Origin of the sequence: Chelativorans sp. Marseille-P2723, assembly GCF_902809845.1 — a bacterium.
GTDB lineage: Bacteria > Pseudomonadota > Alphaproteobacteria > Rhizobiales > Rhizobiaceae > Chelativorans.
On the sequence record NZ_CADDWI010000008.1, the window covers coordinates 272,889 to 297,531 of the forward strand.

General features: G+C 59.4%; 23 protein-coding genes. 17 read left to right on the top strand and 6 right to left on the bottom strand.

All coding sequences use genetic code 11. The features are described from left to right. Positions 1–20: 20 nt before the first annotated feature. Positions 21–1,064: a hypothetical protein gene (locus HUS57_RS03235; RefSeq protein WP_246727719.1), complete on the bottom strand. Its 1,044-nt coding sequence runs from the start codon at positions 1,062–1,064 to the stop codon at positions 21–23. A 33-nt stretch (positions 1,065–1,097) separates the two neighbouring features. Between HUS57_RS03235 and HUS57_RS03240 the strand changes: the two genes are divergently transcribed. Continuing rightward, positions 1,098–1,709, top strand: a complete 612-nt coding sequence (locus HUS57_RS03240; RefSeq protein WP_173931492.1) for a nitroreductase — start codon at positions 1,098–1,100, stop codon at positions 1,707–1,709. 3 nt (positions 1,710–1,712) lie between these two features. On the opposite strand, the gene HUS57_RS03245 is transcribed toward HUS57_RS03240, so the two are convergent. Beyond that, positions 1,713–2,591, bottom strand: coding sequence for a CoA ester lyase (locus HUS57_RS03245; RefSeq protein WP_173931493.1), 879 nt, complete (start codon positions 2,589–2,591; stop codon positions 1,713–1,715). Between the two features lie 120 nt (positions 2,592–2,711). Here HUS57_RS03245 and HUS57_RS03250 point away from each other — a divergent pair, with 120 nt between their 5' ends. From HUS57_RS03250 to HUS57_RS03300, 10 genes are all read left to right on the top strand, one after another. Continuing rightward, complete coding sequence (locus HUS57_RS03250; RefSeq protein ID WP_246727720.1) at positions 2,712–3,842, top strand: DUF2336 domain-containing protein; 1,131 nt, start codon at positions 2,712–2,714, stop codon at positions 3,840–3,842. Positions 3,843–4,058: 216 nt separating this feature from the next. Further along, complete coding sequence (locus HUS57_RS03255) at positions 4,059–4,733, top strand: protein-L-isoaspartate O-methyltransferase (protein ID WP_173931494.1); 675 nt, start codon at positions 4,059–4,061, stop codon at positions 4,731–4,733. Between the two features lie 196 nt (positions 4,734–4,929). Beyond that, positions 4,930–6,294, top strand: coding sequence for a TolC family outer membrane protein (locus HUS57_RS03260; RefSeq protein WP_246727721.1), 1,365 nt, complete (start codon positions 4,930–4,932; stop codon positions 6,292–6,294). A 290-nt stretch (positions 6,295–6,584) separates the two neighbouring features. Further along, a complete protein-coding gene (locus HUS57_RS18120; protein ID WP_348640558.1) occupies positions 6,585–6,806 on the top strand; it encodes a hypothetical protein in 222 nt (73 codons plus the stop codon). Between the two features lie 224 nt (positions 6,807–7,030). Beyond that, the gene (locus HUS57_RS17895) at positions 7,031–7,705 is read left to right on the top strand and encodes a DUF2497 domain-containing protein (protein WP_246727722.1); all 675 of its coding nucleotides are present in this window, start codon (positions 7,031–7,033) and stop codon (positions 7,703–7,705) included. A 261-nt stretch (positions 7,706–7,966) separates the two neighbouring features. Beyond that, the gene (locus tag HUS57_RS03280; protein WP_173931495.1) at positions 7,967–10,747 is read left to right on the top strand and encodes a valine--tRNA ligase; all 2,781 of its coding nucleotides are present in this window, start codon (positions 7,967–7,969) and stop codon (positions 10,745–10,747) included. Positions 10,748–11,130: 383 nt separating this feature from the next. Further along, positions 11,131–12,264 carry an outer membrane protein transport protein gene (locus HUS57_RS03285; RefSeq protein WP_173931496.1) on the top strand — a complete coding sequence of 378 codons (1,134 nt, stop codon included), beginning with the start codon at positions 11,131–11,133 and terminating at the stop codon, positions 12,262–12,264. Positions 12,265–12,490: 226 nt separating this feature from the next. Next, entirely contained in the window at positions 12,491–13,441 is a 951-nt protein-coding gene (locus tag HUS57_RS03290; RefSeq protein ID WP_210256048.1) for a TerC family protein, read from the top strand. Positions 13,442–13,644: 203 nt separating this feature from the next. After that, positions 13,645–15,369 (top strand): dihydroxy-acid dehydratase, encoded by a 1,725-nt coding sequence (gene ilvD / locus HUS57_RS03295; RefSeq protein WP_173931497.1) that lies wholly within the window; start codon positions 13,645–13,647, stop codon positions 15,367–15,369. Next, complete coding sequence (locus HUS57_RS03300) at positions 15,356–16,156, top strand: tetratricopeptide repeat protein (protein ID WP_173931498.1); 801 nt, start codon at positions 15,356–15,358, stop codon at positions 16,154–16,156. Before ilvD ends, HUS57_RS03300 begins: the two co-directional genes overlap by 14 nt. Before the next feature lie 40 nt (positions 16,157–16,196). Here the strand turns inward: HUS57_RS03300 and xth are convergent, their stop codons facing one another. Then, positions 16,197–16,976, bottom strand: coding sequence for an exodeoxyribonuclease III (gene xth, locus HUS57_RS03305; protein ID WP_173931499.1), 780 nt, complete (start codon positions 16,974–16,976; stop codon positions 16,197–16,199). A gap of 131 nt (positions 16,977–17,107) precedes the next feature. Next, complete coding sequence (locus tag HUS57_RS03310) at positions 17,108–18,181, bottom strand: polysaccharide deacetylase family protein (protein WP_246727723.1); 1,074 nt, start codon at positions 18,179–18,181, stop codon at positions 17,108–17,110. Between the two features lie 324 nt (positions 18,182–18,505). On the opposite strand from HUS57_RS03310, the gene HUS57_RS17900 reads away from it, so the two are divergent. From HUS57_RS17900 to HUS57_RS03330, 4 genes are all read left to right on the top strand, one after another. Then, the gene (locus HUS57_RS17900; RefSeq protein WP_246727772.1) at positions 18,506–18,772 is read left to right on the top strand and encodes a DUF2188 domain-containing protein; all 267 of its coding nucleotides are present in this window, start codon (positions 18,506–18,508) and stop codon (positions 18,770–18,772) included. After that, positions 18,762–18,983 (top strand): hypothetical protein, encoded by a 222-nt coding sequence (locus HUS57_RS03320; protein ID WP_173931500.1) that lies wholly within the window; start codon positions 18,762–18,764, stop codon positions 18,981–18,983. Before HUS57_RS17900 ends, HUS57_RS03320 begins: the two co-directional genes overlap by 11 nt. Before the next feature lie 61 nt (positions 18,984–19,044). Beyond that, positions 19,045–19,332, top strand: a complete 288-nt coding sequence (locus tag HUS57_RS03325; protein WP_173931501.1) for a hypothetical protein — start codon at positions 19,045–19,047, stop codon at positions 19,330–19,332. A gap of 44 nt (positions 19,333–19,376) precedes the next feature. Then, positions 19,377–20,468 (top strand): AI-2E family transporter, encoded by a 1,092-nt coding sequence (locus HUS57_RS03330; RefSeq protein ID WP_173931502.1) that lies wholly within the window; start codon positions 19,377–19,379, stop codon positions 20,466–20,468. Positions 20,469–20,494: 26 nt separating this feature from the next. Here the strand turns inward: HUS57_RS03330 and HUS57_RS03335 are convergent, their stop codons facing one another. Both HUS57_RS03335 and erpA read right to left on the bottom strand, forming a co-directional pair. Next, positions 20,495–21,022 (bottom strand): SH3 domain-containing protein, encoded by a 528-nt coding sequence (locus tag HUS57_RS03335; RefSeq protein ID WP_173931503.1) that lies wholly within the window; start codon positions 21,020–21,022, stop codon positions 20,495–20,497. 100 nt (positions 21,023–21,122) lie between these two features. Next, positions 21,123–21,473, bottom strand: coding sequence for an iron-sulfur cluster insertion protein ErpA (gene erpA / locus HUS57_RS03340; RefSeq protein ID WP_173931504.1), 351 nt, complete (start codon positions 21,471–21,473; stop codon positions 21,123–21,125). A gap of 69 nt (positions 21,474–21,542) precedes the next feature. Between erpA and HUS57_RS03345 the strand changes: the two genes are divergently transcribed. Continuing rightward, complete coding sequence (locus tag HUS57_RS03345; RefSeq protein ID WP_173931505.1) at positions 21,543–22,763, top strand: deoxyguanosinetriphosphate triphosphohydrolase; 1,221 nt, start codon at positions 21,543–21,545, stop codon at positions 22,761–22,763. 54 nt (positions 22,764–22,817) lie between these two features. Continuing rightward, on the top strand, positions 22,818–24,575 hold the full coding sequence (argS, locus tag HUS57_RS03350; RefSeq protein WP_173931506.1) for an arginine--tRNA ligase: 1,758 nt from the start codon (positions 22,818–22,820) through the stop codon (positions 24,573–24,575). The last annotated feature ends 68 nt before the right edge of the window (positions 24,576–24,643 follow it).

The following is a 24,643-nucleotide window of genomic DNA, read 5'->3' on the forward strand; positions in this document are numbered from 1 at the left end:
CGGAAACGGTTACGGCTGCACTACTGCGTGTCGATAAGCCCCGTCCTCGGCTCTATCAGATCGGTCAGAAGGACTTCCACGTCCTGATTGCGCCCCGGCACGACTATGAAATCGCGCTGATAGATGCGGTCGCGATTCTTGGCCACTGCGGTGTATTCGCCTTCCGCAAGCACCATCGCTGCATAGGCGCCGACCGTTTCCCGGACAATGTCGCCGGTTTCGGTAAAGATTGACCAGGCCGTGTCGGCGATGGCTTCCCCTCCGGGCTCGCGCACCAGTTTCATGGTGAGTTGTGCGGCGCGATGTTCAACCGTGGCCTCAGTAAGCTCGCCAGCTTCCACACGGATATCTGCTCGGATGACAGCGTTGACGGAGCCATATGTGGAGACAACGTGATAGGTGCCAGCATTGAGGCGAACCACGGCATTGGGTCGCACATCGGGAATGATCAACGGGCGTTCGCCCGTGGCATCCGGCTCTGCCTCATAGATGGAAAAGCTCAAGCGATCGGGAGGAATGCGCACTCCACCTGAGAGTACTGCATCGAGCTTTAGCCCCCCCGCGTCGAGCACGAACTGCTCGTATTTGGGCTCGTTGCCGACAGTGATGCGTTTCGTAGCGCCCGCGCGCCCGAAGGCGGCATGTACAAGATAGCTGCCGGGGGCAAGCCTCAAGGTGCTGGTTCCGCCCTCGGCGGTGGCGACGAGCGGCAGCTTGCCATCTTCTCCCTCCTCGGGAAGAAAAACCCGCCACACCAGCCCATCGCGAATTGCCGGAGCGTCCTGTGTCAGATGCGCGGCAAGCGTGATCTGTGTCGCGTGTGCCGCCAGCGGATTTTGCCCGGCTTGCGGCACGGCATAGTCGCTGATGCCGGGCAAGCGCAGATCATCGAGCGTGAAAATGTCCTCCTCGCCATAAGCTGGCGCAAGGAGCAGACCCAAGATCGGTGCTATGATGGTGAAGAATCGTCCGGCGGTCACCCACATGGTTGCTTTGAAGCTTAGTCCAGTGGCAATTTCAAGACTGACGGGCCGCTTGAGCCATTGCACATTGCAATGACTCACCGCCAGCTTGGATCCCTACCAAGGAGTGTATCATTGAGCGCATCCGCGATTGACCTTCTGCTTGCCCGGCGGTCCCCGCCGATCCATGAGCTCAAGCCGCCTGCCCCTTCTGAGGAGGAGCTCAATCTCATCTTGCGCGCTGCCACGCGTGTGCCTGACCATGGAATGCTGACGCCGTGGCGCTTCATCGTCTACCGCGGTGAGGCTCGCGAAAAAGTCGGGCAGATGCTGGCAGAACTTGCGGAGAAGCGGGAGGGACCACTACCGAAGGCAAGGCGCGAGCAGGAGCTGACTCGCTTCTCACGCGCGCCGCTCGTCATCGGTGTCGTGTCGCATCCAAAGGAAAGCCGGAAGATCCCGCAATGGGAGATGTTCGTTTCCGGTGCAATGGCGGCGATGAATCTCATCACCGCCGCCAATGCGCTGGGATATCGGACCAACATGATCACCAACTGGTATTCCGATGCGGAAGAGGGACGCCGCATACTCGGCCTTGCGCCGCAGGAACGCGTCATCGGCTTCATCCATATTGGCAGTTTTACGGGCGAGGTGCCAGACCGTCCCCGGCCCGATGCGGCCAGCCTCGTCAGCGATTATAAGGGTCCGTGGGAGAACTCGGAGGGAAGCTCCGAGGCGGATGTCTGAGCATCAGGCAGCTTCAGCAAGCCGAGCGCGGGCCAGGATGCGTTCCGCGCGGATTAGATGCGGCCGGTCGATCATTTCTCCGTCAAGGCTGACGACGCCGGTGCTTCCGGCTTGCCCGAACGCTTCTACCACACGGCGCGCCTGCTCGACCGCCTCCGGCGAGGGGGTAAAGGCAGCGTTGATGATTGGCACCTGGGCCGGATGAATGGCCATCCGGGCTGTGAAGCCATCCCGCTCGGCTGCCGCACAATCGCGCACGAAGCTGTCGATGTCGCGGAACGCTGGAAAGACCGTGTCGATGGACGGAACCTCGGCCGCACTTGCTGCGAGCAGTGTGATTGAACGAGCAAGCGTGAAGACGCCTGTGTAGCGGCCATCCTCGTCGCGCGTCGTTGCCGCGCCGAGGACGGCAGAAAGATCCTCTGCGCCCCAGGTAAGGCCGCAGAGCCGATCACTCGCCCCCTTATAGGTAGCGCCTGTAAAGAGTGCGGCGGCAGTTTCTGTGATGATGGGCAGGATGCGCGTGACGCCATCCTCCATACCGTTCTGCGCTTCGTGAACACGAAGCCTTGCGGAAAGCAGCGTGACATCACCGCCGCTCTCGCATTTGGGCAGCATGATTCCGTAAGGTCGCGCTGACATCACCGCCTCCAGATCCCTCTCCGACAGTTCCGTCGACAGCGCATTGATGCGAACAAATAGCAACGGTGATTGCGCATTCTGATGCGCTCGGAGAAAATCCGCGGCCATGCCGCGTGCCACCTCCTTGCGGCCCGGTGAGACAGAATCTTCAAGATCGAGAATCAGGGAATCAGCCCCTGATTGGAGGGATTTTTCCAGTTTCCTCTCCGAATCTGCGGGTACGAAAAGCAAGGAGCGCATAAAGACCTCTGAATTGGCTGCAGGTTCTGAGCGCGCCGAGTCAATGGCGAGCACTCATTATGGTAAACGATTTCTATACGAATGACCCGGTAGACTTTTGTCTCCAAAGGGAGTTTTGCGGTGTTGGTCATTCAACGGCTGCTAAAATGGATCGAGACGGCGACAGTATCCCAGCGGGCGGCCGCGGCGGAGGCGCTTGCCATGGCGTGCGTTCAGAAGGGGTTGTCATGCGAAGACCGTATGGCTGCCGAAGCTGTCCTGACATTGCTTCTGGATGATCCTTCCGAAAAGGTGCGGCTCGCGATTTCACAGACTCTATCCCTCAGCCACGAAGCACCGCGCCATGTAATTGCGGCGCTCGCCGCAGACGAATTTTCGGTGGCCGCTCCGATCCTGATACGGTCGCCTCTTCTTTCAGATAGTGATCTTATTGACCGCGTCGTTGCGGGAGATGCGCGCATCCAGGCGCTGATCGCCGCGCGGCCGCAAGTCTCATCCGCACTGTCTGCGGCAGTTGCCGAGGTGGGCGAAGCGGATGCCTGCCTCGCGCTTGTAGGAAACGTAGGCGCCGAGATCGCAAGGGTGAGTTTCCGTCGCATGATCGAGCGGCATGGCGACAGTAGTCCCACGCTGCGCCGGGCGCTGCTGGAACACGGCCGCTTGCCTGCTGACTGCCGCCACCTGCTGATGACTCGGGTGGGCGAAGCGCTTTCCTCCGCCCCCTTGATTCGCGCGGTGGTAGGTATAGCGCGTGCTGAAAGGCTGGCTCGTGAGGCTTGTTCAAACGCGTCGATCACGCTCATTGAAGCCATTCACGCAGGAGAGTATGCCGCTTTAGTGGAGCACTTGCGTCTGCGCGGCGAGCTCACCTCGGTTCTCCTTCTGCGCAGCGTTGTTCATGGTCGCTTCGATTTTTTGGTAGCCGCCCTCGGGGCGCTGTCCAAGCTGCGGGAAGAGCGCGTGCGGTCGCTGCTGGCCGCTGGGCAAAAAAGCGCGGTTTTAGCGCTTCTGGCGCGCGCGGGGCTGAGCAAGGTCACGCACAAGCCCCTGCTGGCGGCGCTTCAGATCTGGCGAGCGGTAGCCAATGGCGAATGCATGGCTGGCCCGCTGGAGGTGACGGAGCACATGGTAAAGGTGCTGGAGGGAGATGACACACATGAAGCCGCAGCTCTTGCAAGCCTCTTGCGGCGCATTCACCTGGAACTCCTGCGCCAGGATGCGCGCAGGCAGGCTCGTGCGCTTGCGGCCTGACGTGCATAAGTGTCCGCCTGCGGATTCAAGGCGGCGGTGCAAGCTATCCGCGGAGCGGCTGCCGGCCGCTTCTCCTTCATTGACGCTGCCATTGTTTTTTGCCACATCACGCTCAAATGTTCGCTGGCATTTCGCCCGTTCGCTCCGGCTCACCAGCCAGGGAGGGCGTTTCGTGCCGTTACAGATGCGCCTTTGTGCGCGAGTCAGGACAGGGTGATGAGCGTCGATTTTTCCGCCCAACGCGCCATGATGATCGAGGGGCAGCTACGTGCGCGTGACGTGACGAATGTCCCGTTGCTGATAGCCATGGGAGACCTTCCTCGCGAAGCTTTCGTGCCTGGTCCCCACAAGAGTCTGGCTTATATCGATGAAGATCTCGAAATTGCCCCGGCGGCGGAAGGCAGGCCGGCGCGCTATTTGATGGAGCCCGCCCCCTTCGCGCGGCTGTTGCAGCTTGCTGCCGTCGGCCCCACGGACCTGGTGCTCGATGTCGGTTGTGCAACCGGCTATTCAACGGCGGTACTGTCCAGACTCGCAAGCTTCGTTGTTGCGATAGAGTGCGATCCGGAAGTTGCCGCGCTGGCCTCAAGCTCGCTGGCCGAACTTGATTGCACGAATGTTTCAGTCGTGACGGGACCCCTAGAGGAGGGGCACGCTGCCGAGGCGCCATATGACGTGATCTTTCTTGGCGGCGCGGTAGACTATGTTCCTGATTCGCTGCTCAGCCAGCTCGCCGAGAAGGGACGGCTCGTCGCAATCATCGGCGCGGGCAATGCTGCGCGTGCGCATCTGTTCGTGAAGGAGGATGGGGTTGTCTCTTCCCGCCCGGATTTCAACGCTGCGGTCATGCCGCTGCCCGGATTCAGGAAGGAACGTGGCTTCGTCTTCTGAGACGTTCATAAGGAGGCAGTGTTGCGCCGGTGCAACGGTTTTGATTGCCGGGATGATATAGCCTCCTGTTTTAATAAGTTGAAGGGGTTCAAGGGTTGTATGGCATTGAGGGAGGCAGGCACGGCCTGAACTTTTGTTTGGCCGGGCAGGGGCATCTCAGATAATGTCCATCAACAAAAGGATGAGGGGTCGATCCGTGAAGTTCTTGCGAAGCCGGGTCATTGCTGCGCTTGCGGTTTCTGCTTTGATCTTTGCGCCGGCCACCGCCGGCGCCGAAACATTGCCGGGCGCACTCGCCAAAGCTTACCGTAACAACTCGAGCCTCAATTCGTCACGCGCCGGGGTACGTGTGACGGATGAGAATGTGGCGATTGCCAAATCGGGCTTCCGGCCACGCATTTCCGCCACCGGAAGCTTGCTGTTTCAAAGCCGCGACGGTGTAGAGATTCGCGCCGGCGAGTTTGGAGTTTCGCTTCAGCAGCCGATCTTTGACGGCTTTCAGACCCGCAACAATGTGCGCGCTAGTGAGGCGCAGGTGCGTGCCGCGGTGGAAGCGCTGCGCAATGACGAACTGAACATCCTTTTTGACGCCGCCAGCGCCTATATGGACGTTATCCGCGACAGGCAGATTGCCGCGCTCACTGCGGAAAACCTCGAATTTCTGGAGGAGCAGGTGCGTTCGGCGCGTTCGCGGCTGGACGTTGGCGAGGGCACGCGCACGGACGTCGCCCAGGCAGAGGCGAGCCGCCAGGCAGCGCTTGCACGCCTTTCGGCCGCTCGCGCGCAAGCGGCCGCGAGCGCTGCGTTGTACAGGCAGCTTGTCGGCGAGGAGCCGGGCTCGCTTTCGCCCGCGCAGCCACTCACTAACCTGCTTCCCCGCAGCCTGGACGAAGCGATAAACATTGCTCTTGCAGAGCACCCCGTCATCCTTGCGACCAAACATCAGGTTGATGCGGCGGCCTTCACGGTGAAGGCGACCGAAGGCGCCTTGTTACCCCAGCTTTCCGCTTCAGCCGGCCTGACGGCGAGCCGCACGGATTCAAGCCCCGGTGGGCCGAACGACGGAAGTTCAAATTCGGCCACCATCGGCCTCAACCTCACGGTTCCCATTTATCAGGGCGGTGAAACCTCGGCGCGGGTTCGCCAGTCCAAGGAATCGCTCGGCCGCGCCAGGATCGATGTGGACGTAAGCCGCGACCAGGTGCGCGCCGCTATTACTTCGGCCTGGACCCAATATCAGGCTGCGCGCGAATCGGTGGTTGCCAACCGCGAACTGGTCAGCGCTGCTCAACTCGCATTGAGCGGGGTGATAGAGGAACGGAATGTCGGCCAGCGCACAACGCTCGACGTGCTGAATGCTCAAGCCGACGTCATTTCTGCGCGAATCGATCTCGTGACGGCGCAGCGGAATGTGGTGGTCGCAAGCTATGCCATCGCCTCGGCCATTGGGCGTCTATCTCCCACCCGTCTTGGGCTTCAGGTCGCGACCTACGATCCGCAGGAGCACTACCGCGCTGTCAAGGATAAATGGTACGGGCTGCGCACGCCTGACGGCCGCTGAGGCCGCGTGAAGGCTAAAGAACAGTTCGCAGATTGGGTATCCATTTCCATCTGAGGGCGGGAGCTTAGATCGCTTCAGCAGTTTCCATGAAGTGCGGAAGCGAACTACTGTGCGAGCTCGCCTAAGAGTAACCGCGGGCGGCTTCCGGCTGCGGATTTTAGGCGCGCCTTCCATGGCAATGGCTTCGGGTCGCATCAACAAGAACACGCTTGTGACCTTCTCAGGCGGCTTCGGAGCCGCCGGCGAAGCTCGTCGTAAAGGCAGGCGGCAGCATCACCCTGGACCATGCTATCAAGGCGCTCGTCACGCGCTTGGCAAATGACGTTTCCACGGCCGTGGCCGAATTCACCGGTGGATCGGAAGAAGACTTCGCCAGGATGATGATAGCCAAGAAACGACAGCTCGGAATGAATTCCGCGGTGAGGGCTTACCTGGTGAATCGGCCAGGCCCTTCTATTCACCGCATGGCGACATATCCTCCGGCTGCCCGCCTTACGCTGCGGGCGCCGTAAGCTGATGGCCTGTTGCAGGCTAAGCCAATTCCAGAAGCAGCGAATGTCTATCGCGTGCAGGGCCGCTATTGGTTGTAATCCTGTGTAAAGGAAGGCATTTTTTCTTTTTGGGATTCTCAGCAGACTCATGCTCGGCTAAATTTAACCGGTGATTCGAGGCCGACCAAACCGAAAGACGGAGGAAGGGCTCGCCGGGGGTGCTGATTGGGAAAGCGGCGGTGAACATGGCACAAGCAAACAGCATACAGCGCGAGCCTTCCATGGAGGAGATACTCGCATCGATTCGACGGATCATCGAGGACAATGAAGCCGGGCGAAGGCAGGACAGGGAAAGTGAGGCTCCCGTTGAGGCGCCGGTCGAATTTTCTTCCTTCCATGCTGAGCTGCGGCCTGCAAATCTGCCCTATTCTCGGGCGACGGAAAGCCGCCCGGAGGGTGACGAAGGCTTCACTTTCCCTGGCTCTGGAAAGGAAGAGGAGCACGGCGAGGTGGAGAAGGCGACGAACTATAGCGCGAGGGACATCGTCGCACTGGGCGAGGTTCGTCATGAGGAAGCTGAGGATCGGGCGGTTGAAGGCTCTGAACAGGATCGCTTAGTTGAGCCAACATCCATTTTCGCCGGGGAGATGATGGAAGAGAAGCAGAAGCCTGCTCCAGCGGCTCCGTCCGGGGTCTCACAGCAGGAGCGGACGACCATCCTGTCGGATGCGCCAAGGCGCCAGGCGGCGGCAGCATTCGAGGAACTCAATGAAGCGCTTTTGGAGATGCGCCGGCAGAGACTCGACCAGATGGTAGACGAGCTGCTGCGGCCAATGTTGCAGGATTGGCTCGACAACAACCTTCCGCAACTGGTCGAGAGATTGGTCCGCGAAGAAATTGAGCGCATAGCAAGGGGATAGGTGTTCGAAGCGCGGGTTGCAGCGCCAGCGCTGCAGACGTACTATTTTCGCTTCCTTCCATCTTCTGTGCTTCGTGCGTGCAGCAATGACTTTTGAACGCGGAGCATGCGCGCTATCTTGAGCGAGATCTGGGCGCGCAGCTTTCTTGAAAACGGCTCACGTTTCGAGCTGTTGCCGTAGTACATGACGGCGCCGGTTGACTTGCCTGGACCCTTCGGCTTTACAGCCCTCAGCCATGAAGCCGGCAAGCACGGACATTCCATGTTAGAAAAGACTTATGACGCGGCGAGCGTCGAGCCGAAGATCGCAATACGATGGGAAGAGGCAGGAGCCTTCAAGGCCGGTGCGGGCGCCGCTCCGGGCGCTGAACCTTTCACCATTGTCATCCCGCCGCCCAATGTCACTGGCTCCTTGCATATGGGCCATGCGCTCAACAACACTTTGCAGGATATCATGGTCCGCTTCGAGCGGATGCGCGGTAAGAATGTCCTGTGGCAGCCGGGGATGGATCATGCCGGTATCGCAACGCAGATGGTCGTTGAGCGTCAGTTGGCGGAGCGGCAGATGCACCGCCGCGACCTGGGTCGGGAGAAGTTCGTCGACAAGGTCTGGGAGTGGAAGGAAGAGTCCGGCGGTGCGATCATAAACCAGTTGAAGCGGCTGGGTGCCTCCTGTGACTGGTCGCGCGAACGCTTCACCATGGATGAAGGGTTGTCGAATGCCGTCATCGAAGTTTTCGTCACCCTTTACAGGCAGGGGCTCATCTACAAGGACAAGCGGCTCGTCAACTGGGATCCGAAGCTGCTGACCGCCATCTCCGATCTGGAGGTGGAACAGGTAGAGCTTGACGGTCACCTCTGGCACTTCCGATATCCGATTGAAGGCGAGCGTTTCGACCCGGATGATCCTTCAACCTTCATCACGGTTGCAACGACACGACCCGAGACCATGCTGGGAGACACAGGGGTTGCGGTCCATCCTGATGACGAACGCTACCGGCATCTGGTCGGCCGGAACGTCGTCTTGCCGATTGTCGGGCGCAGGATTCCGATCGTTGCGGATGAATATTCCGATCCGGAAAAGGGATCCGGCGCGGTAAAGATCACCCCCGCGCACGATTTCAACGACTTCGAGGTCGGCCGTAGGCATCGCCTGCCGGCGATCAATATCATGTCGGTTGAAGCCGCAGTAAACATCAAGGAAAACGCGGACTTTCTTGAAGGCCTTGATGCCGCGCCTGAGCAGCAAGCCCTATGGGAAATGCTGGAGGGCAGGGATCGCTTCGATGCGCGCAAGGAAATTGTGGCGATCATGGAAGAACTTGGCTGCCTGGCCAAGGTGGAGCCGCACCGCCATGCGGTCCCGCATGGGGACCGCGGCGGCGTTCCGATAGAGCCCTTTTTGACCGATCAATGGTATGTGGACGCGAAAACGCTCGCAGGTCCGGCCATTGCAAGCGTGCGTGAAGGCCGTACCAGGTTTGTTCCAAAGAACTGGGAAAAGACCTATTTCGAGTGGATGGAGAACATCCAGCCCTGGTGCATCTCACGCCAGCTTTGGTGGGGGCACCAGATTCCCGCCTGGTACGGCCCGGACGGCCACGTCTTCGTCGCCAAGGACGAGGAGGAAGCGCTGGAAATGGCCATCCAGCACTACATCGCCCATGAGGGACCATGGAAGGCGTGGGTCGAAGACAAGCTGGAGAATTTTGAGCCCGGCGAGATCCTGACGCGCGACGAGGACGTGCTTGATACCTGGTTCTCGTCCGCTCTCTGGCCGTTTTCCACCTTGGGCTGGCCGGACAAAACCAAGGAACTGGCGACCTACTATCCGACCTCGGTACTGGTGACCGGTTTCGACATCATCTTCTTCTGGGTCGCCCGGATGATGATGATGGGGCTCCATTTCATGGATAAGGAGCCGTTTCATACCGTCTATGTCCACGCGCTGGTGCGGGACAAGAGCGGCGCCAAGATGTCGAAGTCCAAGGGCAATGTGATCGACCCCCTGGAACTGATCGACGAATACGGCGCCGATGCACTGCGCTTCACCCTGGCCATCATGGCGGCGCAAGGGCGCGACGTGAAGCTCGACCCTGCCCGCGTCGCCGGCTACCGCAATTTCGGCACGAAGCTTTGGAACGCGACCCGGTTTGCGGAGATGAATGGGGTTGCGCGCGTGCCTTCCTTCCGTCCGGAGGATGCGAAGCTGGCGCTCAACCGATGGGTCCTGACGGAGCTGACCCGCACGGCGCGTAACGTGACTGAAGGAATCACCTCCTTCCGCTTCAACGAGGCGGCTGCATCAGCGTATCGTTTCGTCTGGAGTCTCTTCTGCGATTGGTATCTGGAACTGCTAAAGCCGGTATTCTCGGGCGCTGATGAGGAGGCGAAGGCGGAATCGCGCGCTTGCACCGCCTATGTGCTCGACGAGATCTACAAGCTTCTCCATCCGATGATGCCTTTCATGACCGAGGAGCTGTGGGCGCATACGGGCGGCGCGCAAGGGCGGGAAACTCTTCTTGCTCTGACGCCATGGCCCGAGCCCGTCTTCGAGGATGCAGAAGCTGCCGCCGACATCAATTGGCTCATCGATCTAGTTTCCGGAATAAGGTCCGTCCGCGCCGAGATGAATGTTCCGCCTGCTGCTACGGCGCCCCTTATCGCCGTGGGAGCCGAGGCGCCGACGCGCGAGCGTATCGCACGCCATGAGCCGGCCATTCGCAGGCTCGCGCGCGTCAGCGAGGTTGGGTTTGCGAGCGAGGCGCCCAAGGGCTCGGCCCAGATTATTATTGGAGAGGCAACCTTCTGCCTACCGCTTGGCGAACTGATTGACATCGGGGCTGAGACAGCGCGCCTCGAAAAGGAAATTTCTCGGGCGAAGGCGGAAATTGAAAGACTGAACAAGAAGCTTGGCAATGAGAAGTTCATCGCTAACGCTCCACAAGAGGTCGTGGCTGCGGAACAGGAAAAACATGCGGAGTTTGCGGAGACGCTAAAGCGCCTCGAAGCTGCACTTGCCCGCGTTCGGGAAGTCGGGTGATTCGCTAGGAACGGGACGCGCCGCGCATTTTACGCCACGGCTTATCGGGCAAGCGCATGGTTTTTTCAGCCTGTCGCAATCCTGCAACATGAAGGGCGCTCCGCCCTTCTGAGGGCAATATGTTGGCTGTGATCTATCGGGAGAGGGCAATATTTTGTGCTCCTTTTTAGGGTGCCTCTCCGGATTGATGTTTACGTCCAGGTAAAATCTGGTCGCAGAAGGTCCTTTTCCCGATTCCGACTTTACCCCCTTAAGGCCTCGGTTATCTTTTTTTCTAGAACATAGATGCGGCCCAGCAGCGCTTCTGTTGAGGACATTGCTGGTCGCTCGCGGGGGAGGGGGGGATGATCCATCCGGCCGCAGGTTTGTAGGGAGGTTCACAGATGGCTTTTCGGCGCCTGTTTTTTCCTGTGCTTGGGCTGGCAGTCCTTGCTGGAAGCGCTCATGCGGGCGGGTTCTCGCGTGGGACAGCGGATACGGACATTCTTTTCGAGCCGGGGAAGGTCGATTTTCACGCAGGCGCAACTCTGGTCGTACCGAGCCAGAAATTCACCGCCCCGCCGGTTGCGGCAGCCGATCCTGCGCTTGTGGGGACGAATTACCTTGAGCCTTATGTAATCCCCTCGGTCGCAGGCAAGATCAGCTTCAGCGACAATCTTGCTTGTGCGGGCACATACACTCACTCCAATGGCGCGGCATCCGACTATGCGGTGCCCTATGGACCGGGGGGCAAGCTCTTTGAAGAGTTCACGGTGGCTGAATATGGTCTTACCTGCGCCATTTTCTTCGATTCCGGTCCCGGGCGTTTCGCTGTCCTGGGCGGGGCATTCGCCGAAACGTTCGACTACGAGCTTCTTGCCGGAGCGGGCCTTTTGCAGCTGGAAATGGACAGCACAGCTTACGGCTGGCGCGCTGGTTTCGGCTATGAAGTCCCGGACATCGCCTTGCGAGCGCAACTTCTCTACCGCTCTGGCACGACACACGAACCGGACGGGAGCGGCAGACTTGGAGGCATCATCCCGCTCACTCCGAACGCCATCGGAGAACTGCCGCAGAGCGTTGAACTGAAGGTCCAGTCAGGCATCGCCCCTGGGTGGCTTGCTTTTGGCTCTGTTAAATGGACGGACTGGTCCATCAACGAAACGCTCACGGTGAACGTCCCGGAACTCGGGCAGACGCTTCAGAACCACTATTACTGGCGTGATGGCTGGACCGTGACGGCAGGAATTGGCCATTCCCTCAACGAGCGTGTCTCCGGCGCTGTAAGCTTGCAGTGGGATAGAGGCGTCAGCACCGGCTATGACCTTCGCACCGACAAATGGCTGCTCACGGCAGGTGCCAGCGTCAAGGATGTTCTGGGTGGCGAACTGCGCCTCGGAGGAGGGCTGTCTTACCTGACGTCTGCAAGCATTGACCAGGCTACCGCGCCTGACGGAGCACCCGTCCCCGATTTTGGTGCGGCGGTTGATTCAGGCTTGGCCGGAATTCTTTCTGCTTCCTACAGCGTTCGCTGGTAGCTTAGTACCGCTCAGGCATGGCCTGGTTGCCATGCCGGACGGAGCCTTGCAGCCGCAGATGTGCAAAAATTAAGCGAATACTTTTTTCCGGTCTTGAAAAGTAGGACGGGCTGAAGCACTTATCACTAAGTCACCCGGTCCGGGCCCCTCTGGCAGGCAAGGCGTTGCTTGTGATGTCGGACCGAACGACAACGCGCAGACGCCGCGCAACCCATTCAGCACTCTAATGACATTGCATGATTGGCTATGGCCAGGATTTCTGGCCTTCGTCGGCGTTATCCTCTTCGTCGACCTCTTTATCCTGCACAACAAGGACCGTGTGATCTCGACCGGTGAGGCCCTTCGTACCGTCGCGGGCTATTTCACTCTGGCAATGATCTTCGCTGCCGGCGTTTTCTATTTCGCCGGGGCACAGAGGGGCGCCGAGTTTCTGACCGGCTACCTCATCGAGCAGTCGCTCTCGCTCGATAACATTTTCGTCATCGCGCTCATCTTCAGCTACTTCAAGGTGCCCGCCGAGGCGCAGTACCGGGTTTTGTTCTACGGTATCGTCGGCGCTATCGTCATGCGCCTTTCGCTCATCGTGCCTGGCGTCAAGCTGGTGGAAGAATTCCAGATCATCGCCATGGCGCTCGGGGCGCTGCTGATCTTCTCCGGTTTTAAGATGATGTTCTCCGGTGAAGAGACAGTCGACCCCGGGCAAAGCCGGATCGTCAAGCTTCTGATGCGTACCGGGCGGGTTACCACGGAGTATGAGGGCTCGCGGTTTTTGACACGCCGCAACGGCCTTCTTTACATGACTCCGCTCTTTGTCGTCCTGGTCACGGTGGAACTGACGGACCTTGTCTTTGCCGTCGACTCCATCCCGGCTGTCCTGGCTATCTCGAACGACGCCTTTATCGTCTTTTCGTCCAATGTTTTTGCCGTGCTTGGCCTGCGGGCGCTGTTCTTCGTACTTTCGGGCATGCTGCGTTCATTCCGCCACCTCAAGGTGGGTCTTTCGCTGGTACTTGTCTTCATCGGCTTCAAGATGCTGTTGAGCGAGTATATCCATATCCCCTCGCTGATGGCTCTTGCCGTAACGGTGATGATCATCGGAGGCTCCGTCCTCATCTCGATCTTTGATCGCCGCGAGGTCCTTGACGAGAAACAAAGCTCCGAGGCGGCCGAGCGCTAAGATCCGCCTTCGCTCGGACATGCCCAATACAGCTCTTAGTTGCCGATCTGTGATAGATCGGCAACACCTTCTTGTTATGTAATGGGCTAAGAAGGTGCGGGGGCGCTACGCCAACTTCCCGCCATAAAACAGGCGCACCGAAGAGACTTCGGCGCGCTTTTTCGACAAATGTCAGGAAAATGCCTAGCCACGGGTAGGTGATCATGGACGTTCGGGCGATTTCCAAAGACAAGCTGCCGAGCCGGCATGTGACAGTCGGGGCAACAAGAGCACCGCATAGGTCTTACCTTTATGCAATGGGCCTTTCGGCGGAGGAGATCGCGCAGCCTCTGGTAGGTGTTGCTACCTGTTGGAACGAGGCGGCTCCATGCAATATCTCCCTGATGCGCCAGGCGCAGGTGGTAAAGAGGGGAGTGGCTTCTGCCAAAGGCACGCCGCGCGAGTTCACTACCATCACAGTCACCGATGGCATCGCCATGGGCCATCAGGGAATGAAGGCTTCGCTGGTCAGCCGCGAGGTCATCGCAGATTCAGTGGAACTGACGATGCGCGGCCATTGTTACGACGCGCTCGTGGGCCTGGCTGGTTGCGACAAGTCGCTACCGGGCATGATGATGGCGATGGTGCGGCTCAATGTGCCATCTATATTCATCTATGGTGGCTCCATTCTACCCGGCACCTGGCGTGGGCGCCAAATCACTGTACAGGACGTGTTCGAGGCTGTGGGCCAGCATTCGGTGGGCTCACTTTCCGATGAGGAGTTGACTGAAATCGAGCAGGCTGCCTGCCCTTCCGCCGGTTCCTGCGGCGCCCAGTTCACAGCCAACACCATGGCGACCGTAGCCGAGGCGATCGGCTTGGCGCTTCCCTATTCCTGCGGAGCGCCCGCTCCGTACGAGATGCGCGACCGCTTCAACTATGCGTCGGGCGAAAAGGTGATGGAGCTTGTCGCAAAGCAGATCCGCCCGCGCGACATCGTCACTCGCAAGGCGCTGGAGAATGCGGCCGCCGTCGTCGCGGCCTCTGGCGGCTCGACCAATGCCGCTCTTCATCTGCCGGCCATTGCCCATGAGGCGGGGATCAGCTTCGATATCTTCGATGTCGCCGAAGTCTTCAGGAAGACGCCCTACATTGCCGATCTGAAGCCGGGCGGCAGATATGTTGCCAAGGACATGTTCGAGGCAGGCGGCATTCCTCTGCTGATGAAGACGTTGCTTGAGCACGGCTATCTGCATGGTGAGTGCATGACGGTTACCGGCCGCACCGTGGAAGAAAACATGACGCACGTTCAATGGAACGAGGCCCAGGACGTGGTTCGACCGGCGGACAAGCCGCTAAGCCCGACCGGAGGTGTTGTCGGGCTGAAGGGAAAGCTGGCTCCCGATGGCGCCATCGTGAAGGTGGCCGGCATGAAGAACCTGCGGTTTTCCGGACCGGCGCGATGCTTCGATTCTGAAGAGGAGTGCTTTGCTGCCGTAACCGAACGCCGCTACAAGGAAGGGGAGGTGCTTGTCATCCGCTATGAGGGGCCCAAGGGTGGCCCCGGCATGCGCGAGATGCTGGCCACAACGGCGGCCCTCTACGGGCAAGGCATGGGTGACAAGGTTGCGCTGATCACGGATGGGCGCTTTTCGGGAGCCACCCGCGGCTTCTGCATCGGCCATGTCGCTCCTGAGGCAGCTATGGGCGGGCCGATCGGACTGCTTAGGGATGGCGACATTATCTCCATAGACGCTGTGGAAGGCACGATCGATGTCGCCCTCAGCGATAGGGAACTCGCGGCGCGCCGCAAGGGTTGGACCCCGCGAGAGACGGATTACCAGTCCGGCGCAATCTGGAAATATGCGCAGACCGTAGGATCTGCTCGTAACGGCGCAGTGACACATCCTGGTGCCAAGAAAGAAACGCACTGCTATGCGGATTTGTGAGCGGCAAGTGTTGGGCGGGCTCTTGGCCGCTGCCCTCATCGTATTTGGGATGCCTGGCCCCGCGGTTGCTCTGGATGAGCAGACCGTGATCCAGCAGCGTGAGCGCAATCCGCTCGCCGTGTTCCGGTTCGGCTTCTCCGCCTATAAGCGCGGCAAGAAGGACGAGGCCGTGCAAGCCTATCGTTATGCCGCCGAAAATGGCCAGGTTGGCGCGCGCTGGAAGCTTGCCCGCATGTATGCCGAGGGCGACGGTGTAGCGCGCGATGATTACGAAGCCTTCAAGTTCTTCTCGGCCGTGGCTCAGCAGGAAGTGCACCCCGGCAGCCGGGACGAGAGCTATGTATCGGATGCGCTGGTTGCTATCGGCCAATATCTAAGAAAGGGAATATCGGGTACACCAGTCAAAGCAAACCCGGCGCTCGCTCAGGATTATTTCATGCGGGCGGCAGCGACCTATCGCAACGCCACCGCCCAGTATGAACTCGGCCGCATGTTCCTTAGTGGCGAGGGGGGGACGAAGAGTGTCCAGCAGGCAGCGCGTTGGCTGCAGCTTGCAGCAGAAAAGGGACATGCCGGCGCGCAGGCAACGCTCGGCGATCTGTTGTTCCAGAGCGGCAAGATGGTTCAGGGATTGGCGTTGATGACAACGGCGTTGGAGCGTGCTGGCCCGGCAGATATCGGGTGGATTCGGAAGATGCAGGAGCAAGCTTTCGCTCTTGCCGGCGAATCGGACCGGCGGACAGCCATCGCCCTGGCGGAGAGCTATCGAACCGGCGGCATGCAATAGTCCAGTAGCCGGTTCCAGGCATCCCGGGGGCGGTGCAATGTTACCTCAGCTCCACGACGACAGGAACGTGGTCGGATGGTCTTTCCCATGCGCGCGTGTGCTTCTGCACGGAAGCCGATACAAGTCGGTCGGCGGCTTCGGGTGAAAGCATCAGGTGGTCGATGCGGATGCCGTTGTTCTTCGGCCAGGCTCCAGCTTGATAATCCCAGAAGGTGTAGGTGCCGGGATCATTGATGACCGCACGCACCGCATCCGTCAGCCCAAGGTTGACGAGTCTGCGGAAGGCTTGACGGCTTTCTGGCTGGAAGAGCGCATCGTTCAGCCAGTTTTCGGGATTCCTCGCGTCATCCGGTTCGGGAATGACGTTGTAGTCGCCTGCGAGCACCAGAGGTTCCTCCAATGCGAGCCGCGCTCGCGTCCATTGCTCCAGCCTCTCCATCCAGCCAAGCTTGTAGGAGAATTTCTCACTGTTGATGGGATTGCCATTTGGCAGATACAATGAAACGACGCGAAGCGCACCGGCTTCAATGGAGAAAACCCCTTCCATGAAGCGGGCTTGCTCGTCCCCATCGTTTCCCGGCAACCCCCGCGTTACCTCGTCGAAGGCGATTTTGGACAGGATGGCGACGCCATTGAAGCCTTTCTGTCCATTTGTCTCAACATGGTAGCCGAGCGCCTCGATCGGTTCGCGTGGGAATTGTTCGTCAACCGTCTTGATCTCCTGCAGACACGCGATGTCAGGCTTCGCCTCTTCGAGCCAGTGTAGAAGGTTTTCGATTCGCGCCTTGACGCCGTTGATATTCCAGGTGGCAATTTTCATGCTGGGACGTATCCGGATGGAGGAAATCGGACCACACTTAGCCCATCGGCGAAGAAATCGGAATGGCGGGGTCGCGTTTGGGATGCGATCCATTGCTCACTGCGGAAGCTTTAAGTTTCCGTCACGCCGGATCAGTATGCATGGCTTCCCCTTGCGCGGACCATTTTGAACGGTATGCCAGAGATGAGAGCGCTCACATATCGCTTGCGCTGGTAGCTGCCGTTAAGCGAGATGCGCTTAAGGCCCGTCGGTTGTTTGATGGAGTCCTGATCGAGAAGGCCAGGCCGGTTGGTAACGGCGACAGTAAAGCCTGCGTCCGCTGCCGCCGCAATCTCGCGCTCCCCCACCGCCGAGGCGGTGCCGTAGGGAAATGCGAAAGTATGCGGCCGGTACCCCACGTGCCGTTCGACCGCCTTTGCCGATTCGGTAAGCTCCCACATTAAGCGTGCATCGCTTACGCGCCGCAAATTGACGTGTGTGACAGAGTGAGCGCCGATCCGTGCAAGCTTGTCGTGCTGCAACTTTTCCAACTCACCTGCATTGAGCGTCAGATCGTCTACCAACCCGATGGGATCTATGCCGTGGTCGCGCGCTAATCGGGCGATCCGAGAAACTGCTTCGTCTTCATCATGTGTCTGAATAAAAGACACGAAGCGATCGTAAATTATGGATTTTTGCAGTTTCGATGTGGCGTTTAGATGCTCAGGGCCCTGACCGAAATCGAATTCAATTGAAGGTTGGTCCTTAATGATCGCGGCCACGGTCTCCCACCATATGGGGCGGGTGCGGTCAACAAAACCTTGCGAAACGAAGATGGTGTAGGGGATACGATGCTTTCGGAAGACGGGAGCCGCGAACTGAACGTTGTTGCGGTAACCGTCATCGAGGGTGAAGCAGACATAGGCCCGGCGGTCCCGTGGATCTGCGAGCCGCTCCGGCAGCTCGTCCAGCGGAAGAGGCGTGAGGCCCTGTTCAAGACAAGTGAGGATAGCATCTTCCAGAAAGCCAGGGGTGATGGTGATCCCTTCGCTCGCGCGGCTTATCTGGCGCTCCGGCGGGCGAACGTGATGCAGGGTGAAGATGACGCCGCGCCCACCAATACCACGCCACATCCCGCCGGCGCGGGCAAGCGAAATACCCTCCAGACCCACGCGTATGAGGGCATGGCGCAGATAACGTTTGGCCATTGTAGATGGGATGATCATGGATAACACTGGACCTCGGAGGCCGCCATCATAGGGAGGAGGGGTATACAAGCGGTCAACAATGATCCTGTGCTTTGACGTTGAGCGGTCTTCTTCCCCCCTCTCGCGCGACCATCCTGCGGAACATGTCACGCATCATTGGGGTTTGGTTTTCGGGAGGCGAAAACGGAGAGGATGATGCGCTTTCTATTGGCTCTTTTCGCAGGCTACGGGATCTACCGGTTCTTCGGCTGGTGGGCGGCGCCGCGCACCCCGCGTGGCCTCCTTACCCATCTAAACACCGGCGGAGAGGATCGCGGGACTGAGGAAGAGGTAGTCTACAACATCGTCGAACATGACGGCGGATGGGCATACAAGGTGGGAGATGTCTTCTCCGAAAGCTTCCCCAGCCGGGAAGAGGCGACGAGCGCGGCCGAACAGGCCGCCGCCGCCCATAGGGAAGCTGGAGGCGATGCCTTCATTGAATATCAGGATGCCAGGGGCCGCTGGCATCAGGAGGTCGAGGCCGGCGACGATCGCCCTGCGACGCATGTCGAGCAGGTCGATGCGCCGTCAGGGGAAGAACAGGGTAGGGCGCAAAATGGCGCATAGAGCCGGTAGCAAACAGGGAAGAAGGACCGACCGCCGGGTGCTCATCGCCGTTGCGGCGATAGCCATTGTTGTCCTCGCCCTGTTCCTGATTCTCGACTTTGACTCCCGTACAGCACCGGACACGACCTCAGGAGGGCCGGATGCGGAATCGAGCGCACCGCAGTCCCCGGAAGAGACCGCACCAGCCTCTCAGCAGAACCAGGCACAATAGCAACATTATCGGAACGATTGCCGTTCCTTGACCGTTGTTCTGCAACAGCGGAGGAAGGGACGTGCATATCATCGATACCGTCGTCGCGCGCGAAGGCGAGAACAGCGTTTGGGCTAACGTTGTGTTCCTGGACGACAATGGCCAGACCGTCTCCGTTCGACTTGCTTATCCGATGCCCACCGGCGGAGCGGCCGGCCGAGCGCACATCATCAAGCGCGCGGCCGAGACCCTGCGTAGCCTTGTCGAGAGCGACAGTTTTGCCACGCTCGGAGAACCGCCATGGGCTGTTCCAAAGGGCCGTTTCGGCACAGCCGTGGAGACGGAGCCTGTCAGCCGGGAGAGCCAATGAGCGCAGGACAATAGGTGCGTCGAGATACGCGCCGCGGAGGCGAGATGGCTGGTCAGGAAGTGGGGGGGAAGGATGAGTTCAGCTCGACGCGAACCTCAACATGGCTGCTCGCCATAATCGCTGCAATTCTCCTCGTCTTCTTCTTGCGGGAGACCGCCTGGGTTTCCGGTACACTGGCGCTCGCTTTCTTCGCGGCGATGGCATTGTGGCCGGTGGATTTCTGGATTCAGCAGCATGTGCCGCGAGGACTGCGCTGGATCGGCCATGCCGCAGCCTTGATGATCATCATCCTTGTTTTCCTTCTCTTCGGGCTCGGGCTCCTTTTTGTCGTTACGCAGGTCGCCATTGGCCTGGAGCGCTATGAGGAGCCTTTGGCTCAAATGCTCGAAACGGGGAGCCGCTGGGGTCAATCTCTTGTTAACGGAACTACGGGAACGATTTCTCCAGATCGCCTCATCGAAACGGTGATGACGCTCGCCACTACCATCGCCCAGTCCGTCTGGAGCTTCGGCGGAATACTGACGCTGCTTTTCTTCCTCGTCTGGCTGATGCTTTTGGAAACGCTCGCCTATGAACAAAAGCTGGAGGACGCGGCTTCTTCGGGAAATGGTGCCGCTTTGCTCAGGGTCGTCAGCACCACCGCCATGCGTTTTCGGCGCTATCTGGCGGTTCGCACCATAATGGGAGTCTCTACCGGCCTGCTCTACATGGCCTGGATATGGTGGTGGAACTTGGACTTTGTGCTTGTTTGGGGGTTATTGGCTTTCCTGTTGAACTATATCCCCACCATAGGCTCGATCATCGCCGGGGCCTTGCCAGTAGGGCTGGCTTTTCTCCAGCGTGATCTGGCATCCGCTTTCGTGATTGCGGGCGGGCTGATCGTGATAGAACAGCTCATGGGCAATTATGTCGACCCGAAACTGCAGGGACGCCAGCTTTCCCTCTCTCCTCTGGCAGTACTGATAGCCCTTATGTTCTGGACCTGGGTTTGGGGATTGATCGGCGCTCTTCTGGCCGTTCCGATGATGCTGGTGATGACCTTGGCTTTTGCGCGCGTACCGGCCTTGAGGCCAATAGCGTTAGCCTTCTCCAACGCCACCAACATGCAGGAACTGGAAGCGGCTACCGCACCGTGAAGATGCGGGGCCGCATCCATCGGATCTCAGCGATCTCCGCGGCCCGGGCGGTAATTGGGCTCGCACCAGGGCCCGTTGCAAAGAAGCGGGCCGCTTCCCGGCGGTATTTCATAGCGTGCGCGCGGCCTGTCGCGGCGGACAGGCGGCGCTGCGCGGCGCCATCCGGGGCGGTCCCAATGGCGACGGTCCCAGCGGCGATCCCAATGGCGGCGGCGGTCCCAGCGGCCAATTTCATAGGTGATGATTGGTACGCCAATGGCTAGCCCGACGCTCGGCAGTGCCCGGCGATAGCCCCTGTCAAGATATGCCAGGTAGTTGCCGGAGACCCAGCCGCCCCTACCTGCCCAGACCACTTCGCACCAGTGGAAGCCGGCTATGCAGCCAAGCACATCGACCGAGCGCCCCGCCGGAATGGTTCCAATCCGCTGGTACTGCACGCCAGGTCCAGTGCGGTAGTTGACATTGGCCGTGACGATTGCCGGCACGGCCGCAGCAATTCCGGGAAAGAGCAGGGCGCTTGCAAAGGCCGCTGCCCTGAACCACTTCCTCACCATGATCGGTCCTCCTTCAGACGTGGGGGTTCCGCGTCAAAACATGATAGTTGCAGCGGAGTTCCGTTAGATGCTGAAGGAGCCCTGCAGCCGCGTCGGCGGTTCAGATAGTAAAACTTGTCCCACAGCCGCATGAGGCGACCGCGTTGGGATTGCGAATCTGGAACGATTGGCCGATCAGATCGTCAACGAAATCGATGACCGAGCCGCCCATGTATACGAGCGAGAGCTCATCGATCAACACCTTCGCGCCGTCGCGTTCAATCACCGTGTCATCGTCGTTGCGGCTGTCGGCGAGATCGAACTTGTATGAAAATCCCGAACAGCCACCGCCATCGACGGCGATCCGCAGCCCGATCTTCCCCGGCTCCTCGCTCAGGATTTTCAGAATGCGCCGGGCTGCCGCCTCCGTCAGCTCGACACCTTTCATATCGGTCTTGGCATCAACGCCCATGAAGGTCACCTTGCTATCGTCTCATGAATAGGTATGAACAGGGCAACTGCAAGTCAATATCGAGCAAGCATGGCTGCTCCCGCAGACCTTGAAGGAATCGGTTTCGGCTACCGCCCTCGCGCAGCCTATGCCTGCGCACCGGAGCGCACGCGCGGGCGTCTTTATGCGGAGGCGGAAAGCCCCACGCGCACACCCTTCCAGCGCGACCGCGATCGTATCATCCATTCGACTGCCTTTCGGCGACTTAAACACAAGACGCAAGTTTTCATTGCGCATGAGGGCGATCATTTCCGTGAACGGCTCACCCACTCGATTGAGGTGGCGCAGATTGCCCGCGCTCTCGCACGTGCGCTCCATTGCGACGAGGATCTCGCCGAGGCGGTGGCTCTCGTTCATGATTTCGGACACACCCCCTTCGGTCATACGGGCGAGGAGGCGCTTAACGGAAAAATGGCGCCCTGGGGCGGCTTCGATCACAATGCGCAGTCCTTGCGGGTAGTCACGCGTCTGGAGCGCCGGTATGCGGAGTTCGACGGGCTCAATCTGAGTTGGGAAACGCTCGAAGGCCTTGTCAAGCACAATGGTCCAATGGCTTCTGCGGACGGTACCGGCCTAAAGAAGCAGATTCCGCAGGCGATCCTCAACTATTCGCAGATTCATGACCTTGAGTTGCACCGTTTTGCGGGCATCGAGGCGCAATGTGCTGCCATTGCCGACGATATTGCGTATAACGCGCATGATATTGACGACGGGCTGCGCGCAGGACTTCTCACTCTAGACCTGCTGAGCGAGATATCGCTGCCGGGCCGCATCCTGAAGGAAGTGGGCAGACTCTACCCCAGGCTTGATCCCGTGCGCCGCGGCCATGAACTGGTGCGGCGGCAGATCACCTTAATGGTGGAGGATGTGATCTCTACAAGCCGCGCCAATCTGCAAAAGTTGAAACCGGCTTCGGTCGAAGATGTGCGCGATGCGGGGCGTAGCATCGTATGTTTTTCGTTGGCTATGGAAAAAGAGGAACGTGAATTGAAGGCGTTCCTCTACCGCAATCTTTACCGCCATCCTTCGGTTCTCGCCGTGCGTCGCTCCGCCGACCGCGTGGTGCGCGACCTCTTCGACGCCTATTTTGCCAATCCTCGCGAAATGCCCGAAGGATGGCGCGATGGGCTCGACACCGCGGAGGATCGCGTCAAGGCCCGCTACGTGGCCGACTTTCTTGCAGGCATGACCGATACCTACGCTCTTAAGGAGCATCGCCGCCTGTTTGACCATACGCCCGATTTGCGTTAGGCGCAGGCGCTGCGGCCGGTGCCGCAATGATCGCCAAGCTGGGACTATTAGCCCATGAACATCTTTGCTGATTTTTCCGCGCGGGTTGCCAGCGCTATCGACGCCCTGGCCCTGCGCGCCGTGGACGGAGGAGAACTCGACCTTTCGCGTGTGACGGTCGAGCCGCCGCGCGATGCAAGCCATGGCGATATAGCGACGAATGCGGCTATGGTGCTGTCGAAGGCGGTGGGCGAGAACCCGCGGACGCTTGCAGAGCGGCTGGCGGCTGAGCTTGGCAGGAACGAAGATGTTGCAGAAGCATCGGTGGCTGGTCCAGGCTTCGTCAATCTGCGCCTGAGCAACAGCTTCTGGCAAGCCCGTTTGAGCGAGATGTTGGAACTTGCCGGTGACTACGGACGCTCTGAAATGGGCGGCAAGCGCAGGGTCAATATCGAATATGTCTCCGCCAACCCAACCGGTCCGATGCATGTCGGCCATTGCCGCGGGGCAGTCGTTGGGGATGCGCTTGCAAATCTTCTTTCTTTCGTCGGGTACGACGTCACGCGGGAATACTATATCAACGACGCCGGCGCCCAGATCGACATTCTGGGACGGTCCGTGTTCATTCGTTATCGCGAAGCATTAGGCGAGAAGGTCGTTGAAATTCCGGAAGGGCTTTATCCCGGCGAATACCTGGTTCCTCTCGGGAAATCGCTTGCCGAGGAATTCAGGACCAAGCTTCTGGAGATGCCGGAGGAGGAAGCGCTAGCAATCGTGAAGGATCGCGCTATTGATGCCATGATGGCGATGATCCGCGCCGATCTTGCCGCGCTCAACGTCCATCATGATGTCTTTTTCTCGGAGAGATCACTGCACGCCGACAATGGCAGTGCCATCCGCTCCGCCATCAACAACCTGACGATGAAGGGGCACGTCTACCGCGGCAAGCTGCCACCTCCCAAAGGGCAACTGCCCGATGATTGGGAAGACCGTGAGCAAATCCTCTTCCGTTCCACCCATGTGGGGGACGATATCGACCGGCCGCTCATCAAATCCGACGGTACCTTCACCTATTTTGCCGCGGACGTGGCCTATATGAAGGAAAAATATGCGCGTGGATTCGAGCAGCTCATCTATGTGCTGGGTGCCGACCACGGTGGGTATGTTAAACGGCTGGAGGCGCTTGCCCGCGCTATTTCCGACGGTAAGCTGGAGCTCAATGTCATCCTGTGCCAGCTGGTGAGGCTCTTCCGGGCCGGGGAGCCCGTGCGCATGTCGAAGCGGGCAGGGGAGTTCGTGACCTTGCGCGACGTCATAGACGAAGTGGGGCGCGATCCGGTACGCTTCATGATGCTTTACCGCAAGGCAGACGCGCCGCTCGACTTCGATTTTGCGAAGGTAACCGAACAGTCCAAGGATAATCCGGTTTTTTATGTCCAGTATGCGTCGGCGCGCTGCCATTCCGTTTTCCGTCAGGCGAAGGAGCAGTTGTCGGTCGAAATTTTTGATCGCGCTGACATGCGCACCGCCCTCCATCGCCTGGAGGATGAAGGCGAGATTTCACTGATGCGTAAACTCGCCGAGTACCCGCGTCTTGTTGAAAGTGCGGCCAAGGCCATGGAGCCGCACAGGATTGCGTTCTATCTTTACGACCTTGCCAGCCAGTTCCACATGCAGTGGAATCGCGGCACCGAGGCAGATCGCTTACGTTTTGTTAAAGTTAACGACCGAGAGTTGACATATGCCAGGCTGGGTCTGGTGCAGGCTGTATGCGATGTGCTGGCGTCCGGACTTTCGCTTGTAGGCGCGGACGCCCCGGCGGAGATGCGCTGATCGCATACGGATAAAACTGTCACCATTTGCTCACAATGCGCTGGTAGGCCAAACGAATCGTGACGTCG

What these genes read in the sequence shown, in the direction of transcription:
- argS (WP_173931506.1), top strand. Translation starts at nt 22,818, where the DNA reads ATGAACATCTTTGCTGATTTTTCCGCGCGGGTTGCCAGCGCTATCGAC.
- HUS57_RS03245 (WP_173931493.1), bottom strand. Translation starts at nt 2,591, where the DNA reads ATGCGCTCCTTGCTTTTCGTACCCGCAGATTCGGAGAGGAAACTGGAA.
- HUS57_RS03290 (WP_210256048.1), top strand. Translation starts at nt 12,491, where the DNA reads ATGACATTGCATGATTGGCTATGGCCAGGATTTCTGGCCTTCGTCGGC.
- HUS57_RS03310 (WP_246727723.1), bottom strand. Translation starts at nt 18,181, where the DNA reads ATGATCATCCCATCTACAATGGCCAAACGTTATCTGCGCCATGCCCTC.
- HUS57_RS03300 (WP_173931498.1), top strand. Translation starts at nt 15,356, where the DNA reads ATGCGGATTTGTGAGCGGCAAGTGTTGGGCGGGCTCTTGGCCGCTGCC.
- HUS57_RS03280 (WP_173931495.1), top strand. Translation starts at nt 7,967, where the DNA reads ATGTTAGAAAAGACTTATGACGCGGCGAGCGTCGAGCCGAAGATCGCA.
- HUS57_RS03345 (WP_173931505.1), top strand. Translation starts at nt 21,543, where the DNA reads ATGGCTGCTCCCGCAGACCTTGAAGGAATCGGTTTCGGCTACCGCCCT.
- HUS57_RS03320 (WP_173931500.1), top strand. Translation starts at nt 18,762, where the DNA reads ATGGCGCATAGAGCCGGTAGCAAACAGGGAAGAAGGACCGACCGCCGG.
- HUS57_RS03335 (WP_173931503.1), bottom strand. Translation starts at nt 21,022, where the DNA reads ATGGTGAGGAAGTGGTTCAGGGCAGCGGCCTTTGCAAGCGCCCTGCTC.
- erpA (WP_173931504.1), bottom strand. Translation starts at nt 21,473, where the DNA reads ATGGGCGTTGATGCCAAGACCGATATGAAAGGTGTCGAGCTGACGGAG.
- HUS57_RS03330 (WP_173931502.1), top strand. Translation starts at nt 19,377, where the DNA reads ATGGCTGGTCAGGAAGTGGGGGGGAAGGATGAGTTCAGCTCGACGCGA.
- HUS57_RS03255 (WP_173931494.1), top strand. Translation starts at nt 4,059, where the DNA reads ATGAGCGTCGATTTTTCCGCCCAACGCGCCATGATGATCGAGGGGCAG.
- HUS57_RS17895 (WP_246727722.1), top strand. Translation starts at nt 7,031, where the DNA reads ATGGCACAAGCAAACAGCATACAGCGCGAGCCTTCCATGGAGGAGATA.
- HUS57_RS03285 (WP_173931496.1), top strand. Translation starts at nt 11,131, where the DNA reads ATGGCTTTTCGGCGCCTGTTTTTTCCTGTGCTTGGGCTGGCAGTCCTT.
- xth (WP_173931499.1), bottom strand. Translation starts at nt 16,976, where the DNA reads ATGAAAATTGCCACCTGGAATATCAACGGCGTCAAGGCGCGAATCGAA.
- ilvD (WP_173931497.1), top strand. Translation starts at nt 13,645, where the DNA reads ATGGACGTTCGGGCGATTTCCAAAGACAAGCTGCCGAGCCGGCATGTG.